A 23075-nucleotide genomic window follows, 5' to 3' on the forward strand; every position below is an offset into this window, starting at 1 on the left:
GGCACAAACCTGACATGCAGACGCCATCGCTTGTTCAGATACTCATACGTTTTCTCCGCCTCGGCCTGACCGCTTTTGGCGGCCCTGCCATGGTGCCGTATATAAGAAGCATGGCTGTGGAGCGTGAACAATGGCTCTCGGAGCGCAGCTTCAAACTCGGCATGTCCGTGGCACAGGCCATCCCGGGCGCCACTGCCATGCAGATGGCGGCCTATGTGGGCCTGAGAGCACGCGGTGGCCCGGGCGCATTGGTGGCGTACTTCGGCTTTGGCCTGCCTGCTTTTTTGCTCATGCTCGGACTGTCGGCCCTGTATTTCCACGCCATGGACGTGCCGATGATCAAGGCGGCCTTCTCAGGCCTGCAACTGATCGTGGTGGCACTCATCTTTCACGCGGCCATCAATTTTTCGCGCCGTTATCTGGACACACTCCCGACAAAATTACTGGCCTGCACCGCCGGTATCTGGCTGGCCATGGGCGGCAATCCGATCCTCGCCCTGCTGACCGTCTGCGCACTGGCCGTGTTCACCTTCCGCGCCGAACAGGGAGGATTGCCTCCGACAGAACATGAACACACTGTAGGCCGTCCCATGGTCGCGGCCGTGGTCTTCGCGCTACTGTTCTTCGCCTTTCTGATCCTGCTCTGGTTCGTTGATCCCACGCTCTTCAATCTCGGCCTTCTCATGGCCAAGATCGACTGCTTCGCCTATGGCGGCGGCTATGTTTCCGTGCCCATCATGCTGCATGAAGTGGTGGAAGTACGCGGCTGGCTGACCAGCGCCCAGTTCATGGACGGCATCGCGCTTGGTCAGATCACGCCCGGGCCCATCGTCATGACCGCTGCCTTCGTAGGCTACATCGTGGCCGGGACGCTCGGTGCCACCGTGGCCGCCATCACCGTCTTCACGCCGTCGCTCATTTTCGTCTGTGCCGCCACCACCTTCGGCGACCGGATCGTGGCCTCGCCATTGGCCCGCCGAGCACTCAAGGGCAGTCTCGTCTCTCTCGTCGGACTCATGGCCGCCGTGGCCGCGCAATTCGCCGTTGCCACAGACTGGTCGCCCCTGCGCGCCTTTGTCGCCATCGCCGCGTTTCTCGCGCTGCGCATGAAGCTCGACGTCCTCTGGGTCGTTCTGGGAGGAGCGGCTTTGAGTGCGCTGGTGTTGTAGGGGAGAAATCAGGATAGGATGCCGCAGGCCGACCTCATATTCCCTCTTCCCCAAATTCCACCGCAACCATTGAACAAACCCCTTGTGGCTGTTAGACATTCTGGAACAACTGCAACAACGAGGCGTACATGATCGCACCTGACAAGCCATATACTTTTGACAGCGTTGTCCGCATGCTCATGGGGACCGGATTCGTCATCGGACTGATCTGGCTGCTGGGCTACCTGTCCAGCGCCCTGATTCCGTTCGTGTCTGCCCTGCTGCTCGCGTACCTGCTCAATCCCATTACGGCTTTTCTGGAAGAAAAACTGCACAGCCGTATGCTGGCGGTGCTGCTGACCGTGTTGCTGGTGATCGGAGCGGCCACAGGCATCGTCATGACCATTCTCCCCATGATGGGCGCGGAGTTCGCCTCCATGGGCCGGGTGCTGCGCGACCTCGCTACCAATCAGGAATATGCGGCGCGGGTCAAAGCGCATCTGCCGCCGGACCTGTGGGACTGGATTCGTCAGGCCATAAACAACAAGGATATTCAGGACCTCTTCACCAGTGATGGCGCGGCAACCGTGGCCAAGGGCGTATTCGACAAGATCATGCCCGGCATCAAGGGCGTGCTGCGCGGCACGGCATCCTTTTTGGGCGGCTTCCTGACACTGGGTATCATCCTGCTCTATCTGGTCTTCCTGCTGGCCGACTTCGGCAAGATCCAGAAAGGCTGGCAGGACTACATCCCCGGTCAGTACCGCGAAGGTATCGTTGATTTCATTGAAGAATTCGAACACACCATGAGCCGCTACTTCCGCAGCCAGGTGACCATAGCCCTGATCGTGGGTGTGCTGCTCTCCATCGGATTTCTGATCATCGGCCTGCCCATGGCGCTGGTCATGGGAATGCTCATCGGCGTGTTGAACATCGCACCGTATCTCGGCACCATTGGCATCATCCCGGCCATCTTCCTCGGTGGCCTTGGCGGCATCGAGACCGGTACGTCTCCGTGGATGGGCATGCTGCTCACCCTTGTGGTGGTCTGCGCGGTGCAGATCATTCAGGACGGCTTCCTCGTCCCCAAGATTCAGGGCGAAAGCCTCGGCCTGTCTCCGTGGATGATCCTTTTGGCCCTGTCCGTCTGGGGCAAGCTGCTCGGCTTCCTCGGTCTGCTCATCGCCCTGCCCATGACCTGCCTCTGTCTGTCGTACTACCGACGCATGCTGGTCAAGAGAGAGGCGCAGATGGCGCAACGATCAGGATAGAAACTCCCCGCAAAAACAAAGCGGGCCATCCAACTGGACGGCCCGCTTTTTCATGCGCTGTCGAAAGTAGATCACTCAAGGTTTTCCTCCTGCTCAAAGGGCAGGATCAGCGAGAATTCATTGCCGTGTTCGTTGTGTTCGTACCCAACGGTGCCACCATGCAATTCCACCACCTGACGGACAAAGTAGAGCCCTCGGCCCGAGCCGCTCTCCTTGGCCACGTTGTCAGCCCGGAAACCGGGCTTGAACACATCCATGGGGTTCTCGAGATCAAGCGGCCTGCCGGTTGAGACAACCCACATCTTGATGCCGGGTTTGTCCGGCCCGAAGTGATCCTTGAGTACCTGCCAGCCATAGGAGACAAAGCGTCCGGTCCGGCCATCCGGCAGGGTAGCCTCTTCGGTATACTTGAGGGCATTGGAAAAATAGTTGGCGTAGACCTGCGCGATTAGGCCAGGGTCCATGACGAGACGAATAACCTGATCAGGCACGCCACCAAGGGCAAAACCGATCTCAATATTCTTCTCCTCGAAACGCTGACGGCAACGCTCCACCTGCGGCTCCAACACACCGGTACGCAGGTTTACCTCGCGTTTCATGAGCACGTAGCGCCCCTCCTCGAAATGACGGCGGCGCAGCAGCGTCTCAAGGAACATGGAGGTGACCTCGTAGTGACGGTAAATCTCCTGATACTGGCTTTCGATGGAAGCAGCGGTGAGCGCCAGCTCGTTACCCACATCAATGCAGGATTGTTGGCCACATTCCCCCATGGATATGAGCACCTTTTCGGTGGAGACGTGCAGCTCTTCAATGCGCCGTTTCAGACGATTGAAATAGAGCTTGAAGTACATGTTCGGAACAATGACATTGTGGCCGATGTCCTGAACCATGGACTTGATGAACCGGATATGTTCGCGGTTCCGCGAGCGAATCAGGCGATGGTGGAGTTGGTAGCCAATACGGTTGACGTATTTCTCAAGAAACAGACGTTGGTGTTCGGTCAGGGAAGAGGAAGGCCACATCTCGAAACAGCCTATGATATGGTTCCGAGGCTCAAAGGCGAGCAGGTTGGCGTATTCCGGGTTGCACCGGATGGGCACGAACATACGGTCATCTTTGTAGACGACCTTATCGGTCAGTTCATCGTCCCATGTGCGGGTCGGCTCCATGACGCTCTTGTCACCAGACGTGCCGCCCACCACAAAGGTGTCCTGGTCTTCCAAAATATAGATGGTTGCCTTCAGCCCGAACAGCACACGGGGAATCATCAGGCACACGGCGTAGAACATATCCCTTCCGCGCACCTCTTGGGCGAGGTCAAAGAAGATGTTCAGGGCGCGGACTTCGAGGAGAGTGAAGTCGTAATCTACATAGTCGGTCAGTTTCTCTTCGATGCGGTGCGCCACGTAATCATGGCGCTCCTCGTCCGAAGAAAAGTGCGCTCCGATAATACCGCCCGACTTGTGGTGCATGAGGTCTCCCTGACGTCAGATTTCACAACTCCTAGCGTTTCTATACAGGCAGGACGTAAAAAAGGGAAGGAATGGTAATATTCCTTATGAAGAATGCCTCGCCGGCGGGCGTCTCCGACGGGTCAGGAACCCTTTGTAAAGGGTTCCCGACACCCTCCTAAACTTTTTGGCGCTCGCTTCGCTCGGGGCTCTACGAACTCAATATTATGTCCAAATAATAACTTTGCGGCGACAGCCGCAGAATGGGATTCCAAAGGGTATAGCCCTTTGGCCGCCAGAGGGGAAATCACCTGACAATCGGAGGCCGAAGGCCGACCTCAAGTCCTGATTTTACCCAACGACGACCTTGTTTCTTCCGGTCTCCTTGGCTTCGTACAGCGCTTCGTCGGCCCGCTTGACGAGATCGTCTGCGGACTCGCCCTTCTCGTGTAGTGCGACACCGAAACTGGACGTTATCTGACGCGGCACACCTGTGAAGGAGAAGATCTCGACAGCATGGCGAAGCCGCTCGGCCACGCGCTTGGCGCGCTCCATATCGGACTTGGAGAGCACCATGAACTCCTCGCCACCCCAACGGGCCAGGGTATCGTTCTCTCGAACATTGTCGCGCACAAGCTGGGAAATTTCGCGTAATACCGCGTCGCCCACGTCGTGACCGTAGGTGTCGTTGATGGACTTGAAATGGTCTATGTCGAACATGACGAGGGAAAAGGACGCCCCGGATGCAGCCATCTGACCGAGTTGACGCAGAAAACTGCGACGGTTGAGCGCCTTGGTGAGCGGATCGGTGGAAGCCTCGTCCTCAAGATGCGCCCGCTCGTCCTCCAGCCCGGACACATCCTGAAAGGTGAACAGACGAAGATCGGAACCGGGAAACTGGTTGAAAGTCACACCGAAAGCGTTGGGGCGAGAATCGGGATGACGCGGATTCTCGATATGCACCATGTGATCGCGATCCAACTGGTCTTCGATGATGTCCCGAATCCAGTGGGTCGGATGGGTGTCATAGGTCTCGCCATTGACCTTGACGATGAAATCCTCCACGCCCATGTCCAGCTCGCTCATGCTTTCGTAGTCAGTGTAGCCAAGATAGTCTGCCAGACGGCGGTTGATGTAGGTAACGTCGTAGCCATCCACCAACACGGCCGGTGACGGGAAGAAATCCAGCAACTGGCGCAGGGAATAATCGGCCTGAGCCATGCGGCGGGCCGTGGCGATCTCCTTGGCGCACTTCATGACTGCGGCGCGCAGCTTGCGGCCGTCCACGGGCAGGCTGACGAAGACGTCCACACCAAGCTCCACGGCCCGCACGAGGGAACGCGGAGAGTAGGGACCGAAAGCAACGACGACCTTGAGATCGGAATGAGACTCGCGCCCTTTCCTGATCAGCTCCAGCCCGTCCACCTTCTCAAGCGCAACGTCGGTGACCAGGATGTCGGGCTGTACGGAGCGCACCAGATTCAGCGCCTCCTTGCCGTCCTTGGCCTCCAGAACATCGATGGTCCCCTTGCGCAGCAGGGCGACCATGCTCTCGCGCTCATAGTCCTCCTGCTGGGCAACCAGTATGGTGAGACGCCTTCCTCGCTTCGCCACTTAGACCCCCATGATGTTGTAGCCGGAATCCACGAAGATCACGTCACCCGTGGTGCCGGTGGACAGGTCCGAGGCGAGATACAGGGCACACTTACCCACATCCTCGATGGTGATGTTCCGATGCAGGGGCGCCTTCTCCTCGATCTTGTCCAGAATGGTGGAGAAGCCGGAGATGCCCTTGGCCGCCATGGTCTTGACCGGCCCGGCAGAGATGGAGTTGATGCGCACGCCGCGCGCGCCCAGATCCACGGACAGGTAGCGTACACACGCTTCCAGCGCGGCCTTGGCCACACCCATGGCGTTGTAGTTGGCCACCACCTTGCCCGCGCCGTAGTAGGACAGGGTAAGCACCGAGCCGCCGGGGTTGAGCATCTGTTCGTAAGCCCGGCACAGAGCCACCAGAGAGTAGGAAGACACGTCCAGCGCCACGCCGTACCCTTTGCGGCTGGTGTCGATGAAGCGGCCCTTGAGGTCTTCACGGTCAGCATAGGCGATGGAGTGGACCAGAATGTCCACGTCGCCCCACTGTTCCTTGACCTTCTCCACGCCCGCTTCGATATCCTCGTCGCTGGTCACGTCGCATTTGAACATGAACTCGCCGTCCAGCTCCTCGCAGATGGGATCGAGCCGCCGCTTGATGGGGTCCACGGCATAGCTGAACGCCAGCCTCGCGCCGTGTTCTTTAAATTGTTTGGCAATGCCGTAGGCAATGCTGCGGTCATTGACCACGCCGAATATGAGAGCTTTCTTTCCTTTCAGAAGCATTTGTTCTCCTTTGCTTTCCCCCCACCATAAAGTCGCACGGGGGTTGTTGCAAATGATAAAGAGCTTTCTTTGCCTCCGCCACGCCAGTCGTGATACAAACCCCGTATCGACAACACCGAAACAAAGGATCACGCCATGGCATCCAAAGTATATTTCTGGAATCTCCGCGCTTCCATGAAGGCCCCGTTCCACGCGCGCATGCGCTCCCTGCTCAAGGCCGTCGGCCTGAACAAGGAGGTCGCCGAAGGCGATCTGGCCGCCGTCAAAATCCACTTCGGCGAGCAGGGCACCACCGGCTTTCTGCGCCCGCTCTGGGTGAAGCCCATCCTCGATTTCATCACCGAATGCGGTGGCAAGCCGTTCCTCACCGACGCCTCCACCCTCTATGTAGGCCAGCGCGGCGAGGCAGTCTCCCACCACATGTGTGCCGCCCGTCATGGCTGGGATCCGCTCGTCATGGGCGCGCCCGTCATCATCGCGGACGGGCTCAAGGGAACTGCCGAAGAAGCCGTCCCCATCAATCTCAAGCACATAGAAGACGCCTACATCGCCCGTGACATTGCCGAGGCCGACCTCCTCATCTCGGTCAACCATTTCAAAGGGCACGAGCTGGCCGGATACGGCGGCGCGCTCAAGAACATGGGCATGGGCTGCGCCAGCAAGAAGGGCAAGATGCACCAGCACTTTTCCACCGGCCCGGTGGTTCGCCCCGAGAACTGTGTCGCCTGCGAGGCGTGCCTCAACGTCTGCAAGACCGAAGCCCTCTACATCGACGAGGAAACCGGCAAGATCGCCCTCGCGCCCGAGCGTTGCGTCGGTTGCGGCGGCTGTTTCGTAGCCTGTCGTCACGAAGGTCTCGAAGTGAACTGGAAGATCGGTGTGCAAGAATTTCTCGAGCGCATGATGGAATACACCCTCGGTGTCGTCAAAACCAAGGACAAGCCGTGTCTGCACGTCAACTTCGTCATGGACGTCGTGCCCGACTGTGACTGTGTGGGCTTCACCGATGCGCCCGTCTGTCCGGACATCGGCATCCTCGCCTCCTTCGACCCCGTGGCCGTGGATCAGGCCTCCATGGATCTCGTCAACGATGCGCCGCCGCTCTATCCCAGTCAGCTGCCCTTCGGCGTCATGCCCGGTCAATCCAAGTTCGCCGCCATTCATCAGCACGTACCCGAGAGCATGGGCCTCGACTACGCCGAAAAGATCGGCCTCGGTTCCCGCGAATACGAACTGATCCCCATGGTGAAGGACGAGAAGAAGGAAGAATAAGAGATGCCCTCGCCGGGCGGGCGTCTCCGACGGGTCAGGAACCCTTTGTAAAGGGTTCCCGACACCCTCCTAAACTTTTTGGCGCTCGCTTCGCTCGGGGTATTCCACCGCATAACTATTCCTCCTTCCCATCATAACCTCAAACCAAAAACTTTAATAAAGGTGCGCGGCCTCATAAGGCCGCGCACCCGCGCGAATGCGCCTACAAAAAGTTTAGGAAAAGGGAGGGATGGGGGTCTGGGGGAAGGGAGGGAAAGAACCCTTCTCAAAGGGTTTTTCCCTCCCTTCCCCCAGCCGCCGGAGGCGAAAAAATCGGCCTGCTCCGTGTCAGCGGGGCAGGCCGATTATGTTTATGACGTATCGACTTAGAACTTTTCGAAGTCGGAGTCGTCGTCCATATCGAGGGCGATACCGTTGTTAGTGGGCTTGGCTACGGGTGCTGAGGGAATCGCTGCGGGCTTCTTCTGGGCTACGGTCACGTTGCGACGCGGCTGGGTCGGAGTAGGCCGCGAGGCAGTATGGCCGATATTGAAGAAACTCGTAGTCTGCTGAAGCTGCACACCTTCGCCGGCGAGGGACTCCGAAGTGGAGGCCACTTCCTCGGCCATGGAGGCATTCTGCTGAATGATGTTGTCGAGCTGCTGAATGGCACTGTTGATCTGCTCCACACCAGTGTGCTGCTCGCCGGTTGCGGAGGTAATCTCCTGAATGAGTCCGGCGGTCTCCTGAATATCAGGGACGAGCTGGCTGAGCTTCTGGCTGGCTTCCTCGGCCACATGGACCGTGGAGGAAGAGAGCTCGCTGATCTCGGCTGCTGCGGTGCCGGAACGCTCTGCGAGCTTGCGAACCTCGGCGGCGACAACGGCAAAGCCCTTGCCGTGCTCACCTGCCCGGGCGGCCTCGATGGCGGCGTTGAGCGCGAGGAGGTTGGTCTGACGAGCGATCTCCTCAATGACGGAGATCTTCTCGGCGATGTCGGTCATGGCACCCATGGCCTGGGTCACGGCCTTGCCGCTCTCCTCGGCATCCTTGGCAGCCTTGACGGCCATCTTCTCGGTCTTGATGGCGTTGTCGGCATTGGCCTGAATGTTGGAGGCCATCTCTTCAATGGACGAAGAAACCTCCTCCACACTGGCGGCCTGAGTGTTGGCGCCGTCTGCAAGACTCTGCGACGAAGCGGCGAGCTCTTCACTGCCCGAGGCAATATTCTCGGTCGCTGCGCTGACCTGCCCGACGACACCAGTGATGTTGTTGGACATGGTCCGCAAGGCATCGGCAAGCTGGCCCACCTCATCCTTCTGATCCACATCCACGTCACCAGTCAGATCACCCTCGGCCATGAGGCCTGCGAGCGAGATACCCTTCTTGATGGGGGAAATGATGGCATTGGCCACCAACAGAATAACCACCAACAGAACGATGAGTGCCACGGCACTGATGCCAGAACTGATCAAAGCGATCTGGTTGGCCTCGGCCCTGACCGCATCCATGGGAATGGTGACGACCAGACTCCACGGAGTGACAGTCTTTCCGATCATGACCGGCTGATAGGAATAGTAGTTTTCCTTGCCTGTGTTGGAAGAAACCTTGCTATGGACAAAAGGCTCACCGTTCTTGATGGCCCGGAGCAGCTTTTCCTTGATGTCCGGATTTTGGAAATCGCCGATATTCTTGCCGATGTAGTCCTTGTTCTTGTGAGCGACAAAAGACCCGTCATTGGCCAGAAGGAAGGCATAGCCGGTGTCGAATATCTTCAGACTTTCGACAATATTCTGAAGATCGGTCAAATAGAAGTCCACACCCACAACACCGGCATTCTTGCCGTTGACCTTGACCGGCATACCGGTGGAGCAGAGCCAGAACTTCTTGCCATCCGCTTCCCACGGATAGGGCTTGGTAATGGTCTCCACATTCCCGGCCATGGGAATTTCAAACCAGTCGCCGGAGATGCCTTCGGCGCCGGCAAAGCTCACGGCAACCTGACCATCGACCAGATGGTACCAGTTGCGGTAGGCGCCCTTGTACACTTCCATGTACTTCTCTTCCCTCTCAGGCCCGTCATAGGCATTGGGCGGGAAGGTACACCACGCGCCGGATAGTTCTTTGTTACGGGTAAGGGTGTTCTTGAGAATGGAGTCGAGATATTCGCGATCCGGGATGGGATCGTGTTTGGCTCCTTCTTCGAAGGCGCTCCCCAGAGTACGGGTAACGGACATTGCTAAATCGAATGTCTTGCCGACTTCCAGACTCATGGATTTGGCCGTCTCATCAGCAAGAGCCGTTGCCTGTTTGACCGCCAGTTCACTCGACTGCGACGTCATGATCCAGGTGCTGATAACCAGCACCACCAATACGACGCTGAACGTCGGCACGAGAATTTTTAGTTTGAGGCTCCAATCCTTAAAGCGTAGCATCCAACCCCCTCGGATCCAGTATTGAATAAAATCGAAGCTTCCACCGAATTATATAGATGCATAAGATTACGCCCAATAGCAATTATATTCCCGTCACATCCGTTTCGCTCCATATACAATCACAATGAAAAAGACCGAACATCACTGTTCGGCCTTTCTTTTTACTTCCCGGGCATCGCCCATGCTCTGACAATCACCATTACTGGATCAATCTGAACACATCGACTCCATGATCGTCAGGGTTGACCACATCATCGACCTTGAGTCGTTTCTCCTTGGAAAGGTCAATATCCTTCATGGGAATCTGCTTGATCTTACGGTCATAGACCACCCGCACCGTGGGCTTGAGCGGCTGCTCGGAGGCGGTCAGGATCACCACGCCATGGTCGCCCGAGGTCAGGCGCACAAAGCTGCCCACCGGGTAGACGCCCAGACTCTTGATGAACTGTTCCACGGTGTTGGGATGAAAATCGGTGACGCGCCACTTGTACATCATGGCCAGCACCTTGGAAGGCGGCATGGGATCCTTGTATACCCGACGGCTGGTCAGGGCGTCGTATACATCCACCACGGCCAGCAAACGGGCGATCTCGCTGATCTGCTCTCCCTTGAGACCACGGGGATAACCGCTGCCGTCGTACTTTTCATGGTGCTCCACGGCCCCGCGAATGACATCTTCCGGAATGTCCTTCTGGGCCGAAAGAATCTTGTAGCTGTGCAGCGGATGGGTGCGCATGACCTTCATCTCGTCATCGGTCAGCTTGCCCGGCTTGTTCAAAATACTGTTGGGGATGATCGCCTTGCCCACGTCATGGAACATGCCTGCCATGCCCACGACTTCGAGCTGTTCGCGGGTATAGCCGAGCTTCTTGGCCAGAATCACGGACAGAATGGAGACGTTGATACAATGGGTGTAGGTGTATTCGTCAAATGCCCGCAGCTTGCAGATGGCTGCGGCAGCAGAGTCGTTGCGGAAGACCGAATCAATGAATTCGTTGACCAGCGGCATGGCCTCGTTGACGTCGATGGTCTTGCCATCGCGGACATCGTCCATGAACCCCTTGGCATAGTTCACGGCTTCGCCGTAGAGCTTGTCCGCATGCCGCATCTCCACCTGAAGTGTGACCGGCGCCTCACTGGGTGAGGCAGCGGGCTCGTCATCCACGGGTGTGGTACCCCGCAATTCTTCGGGGTCGTTCATCATGGCCCGGCGCGCCTCTTCGGCGCTCATGGCCCTGCCGTTTATATCACTCATGCTATAACTCCAATTGGAAGAAGGGAGTCCCTAGCATACCACAACCAAGCGGGCAATCCTTTGATTAAACTAACCCTTTTTGGCTGAGCTGCTCCATTAACTCCCCTACGTCCCCGGCGATGAAGTCCGGCTTCAGAGGCTCGAAATCCGCCGCCGTCATTCTGCCGGTTGTTACTGCTGCGGACATGGCCCCCGCGTTCTTCGCGGTCTGCACGTCCATGGGGTGATCCCCCACCATGAGTGATCGCTCCGGTCGGGCGCCGATACAACCCAATGCCTGCATCAGGTGGGCTGGGTCCGGCTTGACCCGGGTGGCGATTTCCCTCGGCACAAACGCCTCGGTCATCTCTTCGATCTCTGGGAAGACCACTCGTACTGCAGCGGATATATTGCGGGTGATCACACCCGCGGCAATGCCGCGCTCACGCAGCATCTCGAATGTCGGCCTGGTAAAATCGAACAACTTGCCTTCGCGGGCCGCGTCCAGCTCCATGGCCGTGATGACCAACTGGCCGCGCGTCCGGAATTCCTTGCCTTCATCCTCGTCCCACTTCATGGCCTGCTGCACCAGCTCTTCCAGCCATTCCAAAGCGGGTGTATCTCCCGGCGTCGGGCGCTCTTCAAGAAAGACCTCGCCCAATGCCGCGATCTTGGTTTTCATGAAATCAAAATCCAACGGCACGTCCGCCAACGTCCCGTCAAAATCAAATATTACTGCTTCCAACTTATCCATGAAAAAACGTCCTCAGCACCGGTGCTCCAAAACGCCTCTATTTATAAGAGCACGAAAATCACCGACTGCGTTATCTGCTTTATCAATACTAGGTACTATTGTTTCGATGAATTATTTTTATGCATTTGGCAAGAGTTTCAGACCAAAAAGGTCGGAAATAGACTTTTCTATTTTCCGGCCAGTTCCCGCAGGGTTTCCAGGTTACGGATATCGTCCTTCAAATCCCTGTCCTTGGGGGTCTCCAGCGTCTTGGGAATCTCGGCAAAACGCGGATCGGTCATGAGGTTTCGGAACCCCTCCAGGCCGATCTCCCCCTGCCCGATGTGCTCATGGCGATCCTTGCGGGAGTTGAACTCGTTCTTGGTGTCGTTCAGGTGGAAGAACTTGAGGCGATCAATGCCGATGTGCTTGTCGAAGCTCTCAAAAGTCTCGGCGTAGGCCTCGGGCGTGCGGATGTCGTATCCGGCAGCAAAGGTGTGACAGGTGTCATAACAGACGCCGAGCCGATCCTGATGGGCAGACCGCTCAATGATGGCAGCCAGTTCCTCGAAGGTGGAGCCGAGGTTGGTGCCTTGTCCGGCCGTGGTTTCGAGGAGCACCATGCCCTTCTTCGTCCCAGCATTTTCGATGGCGCGGTCCAGATTGGCCACATACCGTTCGATGCCCGCTTCTACGCCTTCACCAAGATGCGAGCCGGGATGCGTTACAAGATACGGAACGTCCAGCGCCTCAATGCGGCGCATCTCATTGGCAAAGGCGAGGCAGGAGCGTTCGGCCTGCTCTTCCTTGGGAGAGGCAAGATTAATGAGGTAGGAGTCGTGGGCGGCGATGGGGTAGTTGCCCCACTGTTCGCGGGCCACGGTAAAGAGTTCGATATCGTAGTCCGTGAGGGGCGGAACCTTCCACTGCCGCTGGTTACGGGTAAAGATCTGAAGCGCGGTGCCGTTCACCTTGCGGATATGTTCAAAGGCCATGTGCAGGCCTCCGGCAATGGACATGTGAGCGCCGAGAAACATTCGAACTCCTTGTCAGGCGTAGTTGAAAAAAAGAAAAGACTTCAAACCCGCCGTGCTTGCGCGCGTGGGTTTGAAGTCTTGAAACGACGCAAGTGGCGGCTTGTGCCGCGGGTCGTATTAACCGATCCAGCCGTTGAGGGCGCCAACGATCTTCTCAGCCTGAGCCTGGCTGGAGATGTTGAACTTGGACTTGGGACGGTAGGTGCCGTCGACCTTCTGGTAGCGGCGGATAGTGAACTTTTCCGGGCCGTATTCACCCTTGGCGCGATTGAGTTCCTGATAGCGGAAAATGATGGTGGTCCATGCGCCCTTGGAAAGGATGACCTTGTCCAACTCTTTAACGATGAGCTGGTTGTCCTCGGAATAGTTGATCGTAATTTCATCCACGTTGGTGGCCATGATGGTGCTCCTTAAAATATATATCGTCCGCTCGAAGCGGCAGGAGACTCCCTTTACATAAGTAATGGACGATGGCAAGTGGTCGGAGAGGCTCAATCCGGGGGAGTTCCTTTGCATCAGGGCATTTCCTGCGATTGGGATAGCACATAAAGTGTCTGACGTATCCGGCCGATGAGTTGACATCGACCCTAAAAGCATTGCCGTATCTTGACATTTTTGATGGTTTTGGGAAGCCTGATATCATTTACATTATAGTCGCTTTCCTTCAACGCCGAAGACTGGCTCCATTAAGGACACACTCCTATGAAATTGCTCTTTGTCTACCCAGACTACAATTATGCTCCCATCGCTCCAGCGTTTGTCATACCCGTCTTGGATAAATATGGCATTGACTACGACTATCTTGATCTCAACCAAAATCCTGACCTCAAAGGAACGCTGCGTAAGGGCGACTACACGCATATTGCGACTACCGGACTGGTAATGAACTATGCCCGTGTTGAGCATATTTTCAGGGAAGCAAAGGAGATAAATCCGGACATTGGGACGATATTAGGTGGAAGAATATCTGCATGTCCCATGTATATCCTCGATAGAATGCCTGTCGATTTCGTTGTCATAGAGGATGCTGATCCGACAATGGGCCTTCTTCTCAAGGCAATTGAACAGGGGACGGATTTCGGCAAGCTCACGAATATCATGTACCGCCAGGAGAACAAACTTGTCCGAACAGAAATGGGCAAACTCCGTCCCTTGTCGAACTTCACTCCCGACTGGGAAAAAGTGAACATGGATTTCTACATGTCCGGCAATTTTATGGACTCGACAGTCCGAGGATTTCCGATTGTCATCGGCTTGGGATGTGTAGGCAAATGCACCTTTTGTGCTCCCGGAGCTCGGGGACTTCGAACACGTCCGATTGAAGACGTTATCGAAGAGATGAAATGGGCGGACAACCGATACGATTTTTCTTATTTCGCTTTCATCAGTGACACGTTCATCCCTTCTGTCACAGAAGTTGAGCGTTTTTGCGAAGCATACAAAAAATCCGGCCTGAATAAACCCTTCGTATGCAGCCTTCGCGCCGACTACAAGCTAGAGATCTTGGACCTCCTGGCGGGAGCCGGATGTCGTGCCATCTTCTTCGGACTTGAGCAATTTGACGACGATGCCTTGAAAGCTATGTGTAAACGGCTCAATGAAAGCACTATCCGAGCCTTTGTGGAAAGAGGAAAGAACAACGGTATCCAGATGGTTACCGGAGCAATGATCGGAAACCTGGGAGATACTCCACAATCGATCCAAAAGACTGTCGATTTCGTAAAAGAGACCAAAATCCCCTGTGTGTACTTAGTACCGTTATTCGTCTACCCGGGCACCGAGCTGTACAATATCGCAATAGAAAAAGGGATCATACAAGATGAAACCTCATTTTGCGATGAGATGTTCAACAATGCAAGAGACTTATATATAGACCGCTTTCGATACCCAAATTTTACCTCCATGGCATTACCAGAGATGCAGGAGGTCTACGCCAAAGCGGACTATGAGCTTGCCCGAATGAAAATTCAAAACTTCAAACCAGCCGGCATTAATATCGAAAATCTGACCATTCAATGTCGAAATTGCGGTAGTGAAATAGCCTTCAAAGAAATGGCCTTGGATTTCACCTATTGCCCCAAATGCATAACGGTTAATGCCTGCATCTTCTCATATGGCATAGCGACGTTTGAGGTGTATCGCGAGAGGCTCGAAAAAGCAGTCAAATCAAACGAGCGGATCGTAATCGCCGCATCTCCAGATTATGCAAAAGGCTTGATGTTTGCTGCAGAAGAGATGGGAGCTGCCTCAGATAAACTTTGCTTCATCGGCAATGATTTCGCCTTGGAACGAGTCAAGACAAAGTTAAGCTATGACGATATCCGCTCATCAGACAGGGTACTGCTCGGAGACATTATGTTCAGGAGCAAAGTACGCGAGGAAGCACTGGCAAAAGGAATTCCCCCTGAGAATATCATCAACATGATGCCGAGCAACTATAAAAAGCAAATCGAAACGCTCGGAACCATCAGCAATAATACGATAGTGCTGTCAAATGTGGAAGACGCACGCTGGCTTGGTGAGATTGTCGGAGAAGAGCTTTTGAAAAAAAACGAGCCTGACAAAAGGTGGGCTATCGCACCTTCTGGAGATTTTGGAATCAACATTTGTAAAGGATTCCAGAAAGTCGGTGTTAAAGTCACACTGATGTTGGATTCGTACAAACAGCTTCAGGATGTAGGGACAGGGATTCCTTCTTTGCACCCCAATGATCTGACAAAAGAACTGGCGGATTCGGTTTTCATAGCCACTCCGTCGGGCCGTCTCCAGGATGAGCTGGCTGATGTCTTTCAAGGTGTTGAAGGTTTTGACCAAGATGACATCCTCAAACTGAATAACATCTACAAGCGGTGCTGGGATCAATTGTTCAACTAACCCCTCTTGTCGCCTGTTTCCCAACCTGAAAAAAGCAGTTCCCCCGACGGCCAATCCGTCGGGGGAACTTTTCGCATGCAACAGGAGTCACGAGAGTGTGAGGTCGTAACCCGGTCCTTTTTTTCGACGAACCTAGTCGTTCAGAGCTTCGTAGACGTTGCCCACCAGCTTCTCGCTGGGAGTCAGGGTCTTGCCGCCCGGGGTCCACTTGGCGGGGCAGGCTTCTTCCGGGTGATCCTTCAGGTAGTGGTTTGCTTCCATCTTGCGGGTCAGCTCGTCGGCGTTACGACCCACGTTGTAGAAGTTGATCTCGGAGGAGACCAGCAGACCTTCGGGATTAATGATGAAGGTGCCGCGCAGGGCCAGGCCGGTGTCGTAATCCCAGACATCGAAGAAGCGAGACACTTCGCCGGTGGGATCGGCGGCCATCTTGTATTTCACGTCAGCCAGCAGGCGTTCGTCGTTCTTCCAGGCCAGGTGAGTGAACTTGGTGTCGGTGGACACGGAGATCACCTCGGCGCCGAGATCAGTCAGTTCCTTGTGCTTGGCAGCCAGATCAGCCAGCTCGGTGGGGCAGACAAAGGTGAAGTCTGCCGGGTAGAAGAAGAGGATGGCCCACTTGCCTTCCTTGCGGATGGCGCCCAAGTCCACTTCGTTGAACCCGCCCTCAGTGGGGTCAAAGGATTCCATCTTGAACTCAGGCACAGGCTGGCCTACTTTGGCGAATTCAGGGAAAAGTTCTTCGTTATTATTCTCGATGCTCATAGTAAACTCCATATATGAAAACAGTTTAATTTCTAATTGCGAATGATTGCCGTTTTCAAGAAGCTATACACGAGTGCTGTTGGCGTCAAGAAGAAAATGCAAATTATTATCACTTTGAGACAATGGCTCGTGTGGTGTATAGGTGGGGTCTTGCCAGAAAGGGTTGTCATTCTTATTTCTGGTAGATTGACCAAACGACACATCAGGACTGCTCCCAAGGGGCAGGCCTTACATAATGCAATCAATATCTGAGGAAGATTCATGAGCCACGGATTTACTAAGATCAAAGAGCAGGAAATCAAAGAGATGGCGTCCGTCGCCCACGTGTACCGCCACGACAAGACCGGCGCGCGCGTGCTGTCCATCGTCAACGACGACGAGAACAAGGTGTTCGGCATCTCGTTCCGCACCCCGCCCGAGGATTCCACGGGTGTGGCCCACATCCTGGAGCATTCCGTGCTCTGCGGTTCCGACAAGTTCCCCATCAAGGAACCCTTCGTCGAGTTGCTCAAGGGGTCGCTGCAGACCTTTCTGAACGCCCTGACCTTCCCGGACAAGACCTGTTATCCCGTGGCCTCCGCCAACGCACAGGACTTCTACAACCTCATCGACGTCTATCTGGACGCCGTCTTCCACCCGCGCCTCACGCCCAACACCCTCAAGCAGGAAGGCTGGCACTACGAGATGGACGGACCGGACAAGCCCGTCACCTACAAGGGCGTTGTCTACAATGAGATGAAGGGCGCGTACTCCTCGCCCGACTCCCTGCTCTACGAGCACTCCCAGCAGTCCCTGTTCCCGGACAACACCTATGGCAAGGATTCCGGCGGCGATCCCTTTGAGATCCCGAGCCTGACCTTTGACCAGTTCATGAAATTTCACGAGGACCACTACCACCCGTCCAACGCCTATGCCTATTTCTACGGCGACGACGATCCGGAGAAACGTCTCGAAATCCTCGACAAGGTCTTCTCCGAATACGAGAAGATCGACGTGGCCAAGACCCGCATCCCCCTGCAGGAGCGCTTCACCGAGGCCAAGGAAGTACGCAAGCCGTACCCCGCCTCCGAGCGTCTGGCCAAGGGCATGTTCACGGTCAACTGGCTGCTGGCCGAGACCTCGGACGCCAATCTGAATCTGGCCCTGCACATTCTGGAGCACATCCTCATCGGCCTGCCCTCTTCCCCGTTGAAGAAGGCCCTCATGGACTCCGGTCTGGGCGACGACCTCGCCGGCGTCGGTCTGGAAGCGGACATGCGCCAGATGTTCTTCTCCATCGGTCTCAAGGGTGTGCATCCGTCCAACGCCATCAAGGTGGAGTCCATCATCTTCAACACCGTCAAGGAACTGGTGGAAAACGGCATTGACGCCCGCGACATCGACGCGGCCATCAACTCCGTAGAGTTCTCCCTGCGCGAGAACAACACCGGCACCTACCCCCGCGGTCTCTCCCTGATGTTCCAGGCCCTGTCCACCTGGCTCTACGATGATGACGGCGTGGAGGGCGATCCCCTGCTCCTGCTGCCGTTCGAAGAGCCCCTCAACAACATCAAGGGCTGGATCGCCAACGGCGACAAGATTTTCGAGGAACTGCTGGCCCGCCTGCTGCTCCACAACCCGCACCGCACCACCGTGCTGCTGGAGCCGGATCAGCAGATGTCCATGCGCCTTGCCCGCAAGGAGGCCAACCGTCTCCAGAAGGTCAAAGACATGCTCACCCCCGAGCAGGTCGAACAGGTCATCGCCGATGCCGAAGAGCTCAACCGCCTGCAGGCCGAGCCCGACACCGAAGAGGCGCTGGCCACCATCCCGCGCCTGTCCGTGACCGACCTGCCCAAGGAGAACCGCACTATCCCCACGGAAGAGCGCGAAGTCTCCGGCGCACCGCTGCTGTTCCACGACCTTGCCACCAACGGCATCGCCTATGTTGATCTCGGTTTCGACCTGTCGGTCCTGCCCGATGAGCTCGTCCCCTACGTGGGCGTGTTCGGTCGCGCCCTGACCGAGTCCGGCACCGACAAGCGCAACTTCGTGGACCTGTCCCAGTGGATCGCCCAAACCTCGGGCGGCATCTGGTCCCAACCGTTCGCCTCCCCGGTCCTCGGCTCCACCGAAGCGGCCTCCCGCCTCTTCCTGCGTGCCAAGGCCACGGGTGACAAGATCAGCGAGACCGCTGAAATCATCACCGAGATTCTGACCTCGGCCAAGCTCGACAACAAGGAGCGTCTGGGCCAGATCGTGTCCGAGGCTCGCGCCCGCGCCGAGCAGCGTCTGGTGCCCTCCGGCCATCAGGTGGTTGCCACGCGTCTGCGAGCCCAGACCCACGCGGCCCACGCCATGGAAGAGGCCATGACCGGCCTGTCCAACATCGAATTCCTGCGCGAGCTCGAAGGCCGCATTCAGGACGATTTCCGATCCGTTGCCAAGGATCTGGAGAAGATGCGCACCCTGCTCCTCTCCCGCACCGGGCTCATTTGCAACGCCACCATGGACGCTGATCTCTTCGCCGCCGTGGAGCCGGAGATCGCCTCCATTGTTTCGGCCCTGCCCGAGACTGACGCCGCCTCCGTGGCCCGCTCGCCGCTGTCCTTCAACAACCGCGAAGGTCTCGCCATCCCGGCGCAGGTCAACTACGTGGGCAAGGGCGTGTCCCTCGCAGCCCACGACTTCCCGCTCACCGGCGCGGCCATGGTGGTCAACAAGCTCATCCGCACCGGCTATCTCTGGGAAAAAGTCCGCGTGCAGGGCGGTGCCTACGGCGCGTTCTGCCTCATGGATCGTCTGGCCGGAGCCCTCGCCATGGTCTCCTACCGCGACCCCAACGTGGCCGCCACTGTCGAAGCCTTTGACGCCTGCGCCGACTATCTCGAGAACATCTCTCTTTCCAAGGATGAACTCGAAAAGTCCATCATCGGCGCAATCGGCGAGATCGACACCTATCAGCTGCCCGACGCCAAGGGTTTCACCGCCCTGGCCCGTCATCTGACCAATCAGGACGACGCCTATCTGCAGGAAGTGCGCGATCAGGCCCTCGCCGCCACCGAGCAGGATTTCCGCTCCTTTGCCGAGGCCATCCGCATCAATGCCGAGAACGGCCACATCTGCGTGCTCGGCGATTCCCTCGCCATGGAGAACGCCGGTCTCGATCTGGATATCAAGCAGGTTCTGTAAGGCTGACCCAACGTCATTAATAAAGGCCGGGCATCACATGATGCCCGGCCTTTTTGTTTGCTCACTTCGCTCGGGGATGTCGGCCATAACCTGCTCAGCCTTTTACGATCTAGAAAGTCTTTCGCTTCAACCTCTTTCGTAGAAACAGTATCACTTAGGCCAATATGCTGGCGAAACCTCACACTTCATTTCTTTTTGATATGCTGCCAATTTAGTTATGGGAGACTCAATGGTTACATCAAGTGTGATTGATTCGTGACCTTCAAAAGGAAGGTCAAAGGTAAATAAGGCAATGTCACAGTGGTCGTCATTCATTCCGCTTATCGGATTGGATGGAAAGGATACGGCCTTGGACATAAGCTCGACGCCCTCTGCTCGAAAAGTATACCGAATTGAGCCATCCAAACCAGAGAAGAACTCTGGCATGACACTTTCACAGGGAAAAGTGATGAAAAAGCCATGACGAACATCATAGGAAGGTTTCAGTTCAGCATGGATAGTGCTGCCCGACTGCAATACGTTAATATTCCCTGTGTATATTGGCCGATAGAACGAATCTGTATTGAACCACACTGCAAGTTCATTTCTGTTGGCATTCGCCCAGTATCCAAGCGCAATAATTATGAAGAGTAGAAAGAGAATCTTTTTCATGGTTCACCATTGATGGCAGGCTAGCTGCCCACCATCAAATGAGTTTCAGGTTATCTTTGTATGTACGAAAAACCGGAGGCGCTACTGTTTGATTCTCAAATCTTCATCATAACACTCATCAATTCTCCTATTGCGGACTAAAAAGCCCTCCATAAGAGTTGAGAAATAATCAGAAAAGCCGCCCGGACCAGTAGGCAAGGCGGCACATATTATTTGTCACTGTTATCTTTTCTGTATGAACGAATAAACCATGGCACTGCAATAATGAAAACACCTGCTACGATGCTCGCTCTGCTAAAGACTTCAGGATAAAGAATTGGGACTCCAAAGTGAGCTAAATCTGTTTTACCAAGATCTGATAAACCACCAAGGATTAACAACATGCCTAATACAATTTCACCAATCTTCATATTCACTCTTTTTGCTTGTTGTTCCATTTATACTCTTCGTATTCGTATCTTGAGCGTGAGCCTACGTAGCCCGGTAGAGACGGCGGTGGTGGCCCCGGATCAAACCAACCAGAAGAAAAATCCGCCGCAATCTTCGATCCCGCCGCCAATTTCTCCGGATGACGCATCACAGTCGCAGCAACTGCTGGAGCTGCTTTTGCTGCTCCGGCAGCTCCAACAATTCCGGTGTTGATACCAATGACTTTTCCCATAGCATCATGGACGCCTTCGGTGGCTGTGGGCTTGTCATCGCCGTAATCGTCGTCAGTCTTTTCTCCGGCCCAGTCCACAATCTTGGCGGCACCGTATGCCCCCGTTGCGCCAAGAGCAGTTGCTCCTGCCATTCCTGCCGCAAAAGGCAAGAGGAAAACGAACAACCCCAACGGATCAACTCCGTTCACTGGATCATCCAGACAATACCCGTACCAGTCCTCGTCACCACCAGCGTCGCCCATGGGGTCGGGGGCGGTCCAGCGGCCAGTGAACGGGTCGTAGTCGCGCCAGCCGAAGCGGACGAGGCCAAGGTCCCGATCGTGAAGGCCACCTGCAAAGCCGAGGGGGATTCGGATGGCAGGATTGGTGTCGAGCAGGACATTGCCAAACGGGTCGTACCGGATTTCCTTTATCACGGTGTTTGAGTCGTCGGCAACCATCTAACACGTTCAACCAGCCGAAATACAAATGAAAGTTAACCCCAAACATCTCACTAGAAACACCAACCCATCGCACACCCCCAGCCGCCGGAGGCAGCCGTGCAGCGGCAAAAAAAACGGCCCCTGTCAGCGTCAGCTGGCAAGGGCCGTTGAGTGTGTCGTTAAACCGTCGGCTACAGGACCGGCAGGTACTTGTCGAGTTCGTACTCGGTAACCTGAGTGCGGTATTCATCCCATTCGGCGAGCTTGTTTTCCACGAGCGCGGCGTGGAGATGCTCACCGAGCACTTCCTTCATAAACTTGGACTTCTTGAGGTTGATGGCAGCCTCGTACAGGGAGCCGGGCAGGGACTTGATCTTGTTCCGCTTGAGCTGACGCTCGTTCATGGAGAAAATATCCTCTTCGACCGGCTCGGGCAGCTCGTAGCCCTCTTCCATGCCCTTGAGTCCGGCGGCGAGCTGGACGGCAAAGCAGAGGTAGGGGTTGGCTGCCGGGTCCGGACAACGGAGCTCCATGCGGGTGGCGTTCTCCTTGCCGGGCTTATACATGGGCACACGGACAAGGGCGGAACGGTTGCGGCGCGCCCAGGCGATGTAGACCGGGGCCTCGTAACCGGGCACCAAACGCTTGTAGGAGTTCACCCACTGGTTGGTGACGGCCACGAATTCCGGGGCGTGTTTCAGGATACCGGCGATGTAGGACTTGCCCTCTGCGGACAGATGGAACTCATCGGAGGCATCGTAAAAGACGTTCTTGCCGTTCTTGAAAAGGGACTGGTGCACGTGCATGCCGGAGCCATTTTCACCAAAGATCGGCTTGGGCATAAAGGTGGCGTAGCAACCGTGCTTGCGAGCGGTCTCTTTGACTACCACGCGGTAGGTCATGGCGGTGTCGGCCATTCTCATGCCTTCCTGATAGCGGAGATCGATCTCGTGCTGGGAAGGAGCGACTTCGTGGTGCGAGTACTCCACCTGAATGCCCATGGCATCGAGGGCGAAGATGATGTCGCGGCGGATGTTGTTACCGAGATCCAACGGCGGGGCGTCGAAGTAGCCGCCAGCGTCGAGGCATTCGGTGTCCTGATCATCGGCAAAGAGGAAAAATTCGAGCTCGGGACCAACGTAGAAAGTGTAGCCCTTCTCGGCGGCCTCGCCCATGACGTTCTTGAGCACGTAGCGGGAATCAGCCTCGAACGGGGTGCCGTCGGGATTCACTACGTCACAGAACATGCGGGCGACAGGGCGCTCGGCCGGACGCCAGGAGCAGATCTGGAAGGTGGTCGGGTCGGGCATGGCGACCATGTCGGACTCGTCGATACGGCAGAAGCCGAGGATGGAGGAGCCGTCAAAGCCCATGCCTTCTTCGAAGGAGGCTTCCAGCTCGCTGGGGGTCACCTGAAAGGATTTGAGGTTACCCAGAATGTCGAGGAACCAGTACTGGATGAAGCTGACGTCATAGTCTTTGACCGCCCGCATCACGTCGTCGGCGTTCTTGCAGTTGAAAACAGGTATGTTCATGCGAATCCTCCCAAAAAAGGTTTATCGGCAATAGGTTTTACGCTTTACAGCCACGA

General features: G+C 56.0%; 18 protein-coding genes. 5 read left to right on the forward strand and 13 right to left on the reverse strand.

Translation table 11 applies throughout. The features are described from left to right. Window positions 1-14: 14 nt before the first annotated feature. Together chrA and HFN16_RS05370 are read left to right on the forward strand one after the other, a co-directional pair. Window positions 15-1169 (forward strand): chromate efflux transporter, encoded by a 1155-nt coding sequence (gene chrA / locus HFN16_RS05365; RefSeq protein WP_168889737.1) that lies wholly within the window; start codon window positions 15-17, stop codon window positions 1167-1169. 128 nt (window positions 1170-1297) lie between these two features. Further along, entirely contained in the window at window positions 1298-2419 is a 1122-nt protein-coding gene (locus tag HFN16_RS05370) for an AI-2E family transporter (protein ID WP_168889738.1), read from the forward strand. Between the two features lie 71 nt (window positions 2420-2490). Here HFN16_RS05370 and HFN16_RS05375 read toward each other — a convergent pair whose 3' ends face one another. From HFN16_RS05375 to HFN16_RS05385, 3 genes are all read right to left on the reverse strand, one after another. Beyond that, window positions 2491-3891: a HAMP domain-containing sensor histidine kinase gene (locus HFN16_RS05375; protein ID WP_168889739.1), complete on the reverse strand. Its 1401-nt coding sequence runs from the start codon at window positions 3889-3891 to the stop codon at window positions 2491-2493. Between the two features lie 330 nt (window positions 3892-4221). Then, window positions 4222-5484, reverse strand: coding sequence for a diguanylate cyclase (locus HFN16_RS05380; RefSeq protein ID WP_168889740.1), 1263 nt, complete (start codon window positions 5482-5484; stop codon window positions 4222-4224). Beyond that, window positions 5485-6249 carry an enoyl-ACP reductase gene (locus HFN16_RS05385; RefSeq protein WP_168889741.1) on the reverse strand — a complete coding sequence of 255 codons (765 nt, stop codon included), beginning with the start codon at window positions 6247-6249 and terminating at the stop codon, window positions 5485-5487. A 135-nt stretch (window positions 6250-6384) separates the two neighbouring features. On the opposite strand from HFN16_RS05385, the gene HFN16_RS05390 reads away from it, so the two are divergent. Further along, the gene (locus tag HFN16_RS05390; protein WP_168889742.1) at window positions 6385-7521 is read left to right on the forward strand and encodes a DUF362 domain-containing protein; all 1137 of its coding nucleotides are present in this window, start codon (window positions 6385-6387) and stop codon (window positions 7519-7521) included. 365 nt (window positions 7522-7886) lie between these two features. Here HFN16_RS05390 and HFN16_RS05395 read toward each other — a convergent pair whose 3' ends face one another. From HFN16_RS05395 to HFN16_RS05415, 5 genes are all read right to left on the reverse strand, one after another. Next, the gene (locus HFN16_RS05395; protein ID WP_247648447.1) at window positions 7887-9935 is read right to left on the reverse strand and encodes a methyl-accepting chemotaxis protein; all 2049 of its coding nucleotides are present in this window, start codon (window positions 9933-9935) and stop codon (window positions 7887-7889) included. 199 nt (window positions 9936-10134) lie between these two features. Then, window positions 10135-11190 (reverse strand): HD-GYP domain-containing protein, encoded by a 1056-nt coding sequence (locus HFN16_RS05400; RefSeq protein ID WP_168889743.1) that lies wholly within the window; start codon window positions 11188-11190, stop codon window positions 10135-10137. Window positions 11191-11254: 64 nt separating this feature from the next. Continuing rightward, entirely contained in the window at window positions 11255-11923 is a 669-nt protein-coding gene (locus HFN16_RS05405; RefSeq protein ID WP_168889744.1) for an HAD family hydrolase, read from the reverse strand. Window positions 11924-12090: 167 nt separating this feature from the next. Beyond that, a complete protein-coding gene (locus HFN16_RS05410) occupies window positions 12091-12939 on the reverse strand; it encodes a deoxyribonuclease IV (RefSeq protein ID WP_168889745.1) in 849 nt (282 codons plus the stop codon). 117 nt (window positions 12940-13056) lie between these two features. Continuing rightward, entirely contained in the window at window positions 13057-13338 is a 282-nt protein-coding gene (locus HFN16_RS05415; RefSeq protein ID WP_168889746.1) for a hypothetical protein, read from the reverse strand. 303 nt (window positions 13339-13641) lie between these two features. Between HFN16_RS05415 and HFN16_RS05420 the strand changes: the two genes are divergently transcribed. Next, on the forward strand, window positions 13642-15813 hold the full coding sequence (locus HFN16_RS05420) for a radical SAM protein (protein ID WP_168889747.1): 2172 nt from the start codon (window positions 13642-13644) through the stop codon (window positions 15811-15813). Between the two features lie 132 nt (window positions 15814-15945). Here HFN16_RS05420 and HFN16_RS05425 read toward each other — a convergent pair whose 3' ends face one another. Next, a complete protein-coding gene (locus HFN16_RS05425; protein ID WP_168889748.1) occupies window positions 15946-16578 on the reverse strand; it encodes a redoxin domain-containing protein in 633 nt (210 codons plus the stop codon). A gap of 261 nt (window positions 16579-16839) precedes the next feature. On the opposite strand from HFN16_RS05425, the gene HFN16_RS05430 reads away from it, so the two are divergent. After that, complete coding sequence (locus HFN16_RS05430; protein WP_168889749.1) at window positions 16840-19749, forward strand: insulinase family protein; 2910 nt, start codon at window positions 16840-16842, stop codon at window positions 19747-19749. A 150-nt stretch (window positions 19750-19899) separates the two neighbouring features. Here the strand turns inward: HFN16_RS05430 and HFN16_RS05435 are convergent, their stop codons facing one another. The 4 genes from HFN16_RS05435 to HFN16_RS05450 all read right to left on the reverse strand — a co-directional run bounded on the left by HFN16_RS05435 (window position 19900) and on the right by HFN16_RS05450 (window position 23019). Then, complete coding sequence (locus tag HFN16_RS05435; RefSeq protein ID WP_168889750.1) at window positions 19900-20400, reverse strand: hypothetical protein; 501 nt, start codon at window positions 20398-20400, stop codon at window positions 19900-19902. 209 nt (window positions 20401-20609) lie between these two features. Then, the gene (locus tag HFN16_RS05440) at window positions 20610-20837 is read right to left on the reverse strand and encodes a hypothetical protein (protein WP_168889751.1); all 228 of its coding nucleotides are present in this window, start codon (window positions 20835-20837) and stop codon (window positions 20610-20612) included. Continuing rightward, window positions 20813-21478, reverse strand: coding sequence for an RHS repeat-associated core domain-containing protein (locus HFN16_RS05445; protein WP_247648448.1), 666 nt, complete (start codon window positions 21476-21478; stop codon window positions 20813-20815). The genes HFN16_RS05440 and HFN16_RS05445 overlap by 25 nt, the downstream gene beginning before the upstream one ends. Before the next feature lie 197 nt (window positions 21479-21675). Next, the gene (locus HFN16_RS05450; RefSeq protein WP_168889752.1) at window positions 21676-23019 is read right to left on the reverse strand and encodes a glutamine synthetase family protein; all 1344 of its coding nucleotides are present in this window, start codon (window positions 23017-23019) and stop codon (window positions 21676-21678) included. Window positions 23020-23075: the final 56 nt, after the last annotated feature.

Origin of the sequence: Pseudodesulfovibrio sp. zrk46 (genome assembly GCF_012516435.1) — a bacterium.
Taxonomy (GTDB): Bacteria; Desulfobacterota; Desulfovibrionia; order Desulfovibrionales; family Desulfovibrionaceae; genus Pseudodesulfovibrio.

Coding starts and splice junctions, on each gene's coding strand:
- chrA (WP_168889737.1), top strand. CDS start 15: ATGCAGACGCCATCGCTTGTTCAGATACTCATACGTTTTCTCCGCCTC.
- HFN16_RS05440 (WP_168889751.1), bottom strand. CDS start 20,837: ATGGAACAACAAGCAAAAAGAGTGAATATGAAGATTGGTGAAATTGTA.
- HFN16_RS05415 (WP_168889746.1), bottom strand. CDS start 13,338: ATGGCCACCAACGTGGATGAAATTACGATCAACTATTCCGAGGACAAC.
- HFN16_RS05385 (WP_168889741.1), bottom strand. CDS start 6,249: ATGCTTCTGAAAGGAAAGAAAGCTCTCATATTCGGCGTGGTCAATGAC.
- HFN16_RS05395 (WP_247648447.1), bottom strand. CDS start 9,935: ATGCTACGCTTTAAGGATTGGAGCCTCAAACTAAAAATTCTCGTGCCG.
- HFN16_RS05405 (WP_168889744.1), bottom strand. CDS start 11,923: ATGGATAAGTTGGAAGCAGTAATATTTGATTTTGACGGGACGTTGGCG.
- HFN16_RS05425 (WP_168889748.1), bottom strand. CDS start 16,578: ATGAGCATCGAGAATAATAACGAAGAACTTTTCCCTGAATTCGCCAAA.
- HFN16_RS05400 (WP_168889743.1), bottom strand. CDS start 11,190: ATGAGTGATATAAACGGCAGGGCCATGAGCGCCGAAGAGGCGCGCCGG.
- HFN16_RS05450 (WP_168889752.1), bottom strand. CDS start 23,019: ATGAACATACCTGTTTTCAACTGCAAGAACGCCGACGACGTGATGCGG.
- HFN16_RS05435 (WP_168889750.1), bottom strand. CDS start 20,400: ATGAAAAAGATTCTCTTTCTACTCTTCATAATTATTGCGCTTGGATAC.
- HFN16_RS05410 (WP_168889745.1), bottom strand. CDS start 12,939: ATGTTTCTCGGCGCTCACATGTCCATTGCCGGAGGCCTGCACATGGCC.
- HFN16_RS05375 (WP_168889739.1), bottom strand. CDS start 3,891: ATGCACCACAAGTCGGGCGGTATTATCGGAGCGCACTTTTCTTCGGAC.
- HFN16_RS05370 (WP_168889738.1), top strand. CDS start 1,298: ATGATCGCACCTGACAAGCCATATACTTTTGACAGCGTTGTCCGCATG.
- HFN16_RS05430 (WP_168889749.1), top strand. CDS start 16,840: ATGAGCCACGGATTTACTAAGATCAAAGAGCAGGAAATCAAAGAGATG.
- HFN16_RS05420 (WP_168889747.1), top strand. CDS start 13,642: ATGAAATTGCTCTTTGTCTACCCAGACTACAATTATGCTCCCATCGCT.
- HFN16_RS05390 (WP_168889742.1), top strand. CDS start 6,385: ATGGCATCCAAAGTATATTTCTGGAATCTCCGCGCTTCCATGAAGGCC.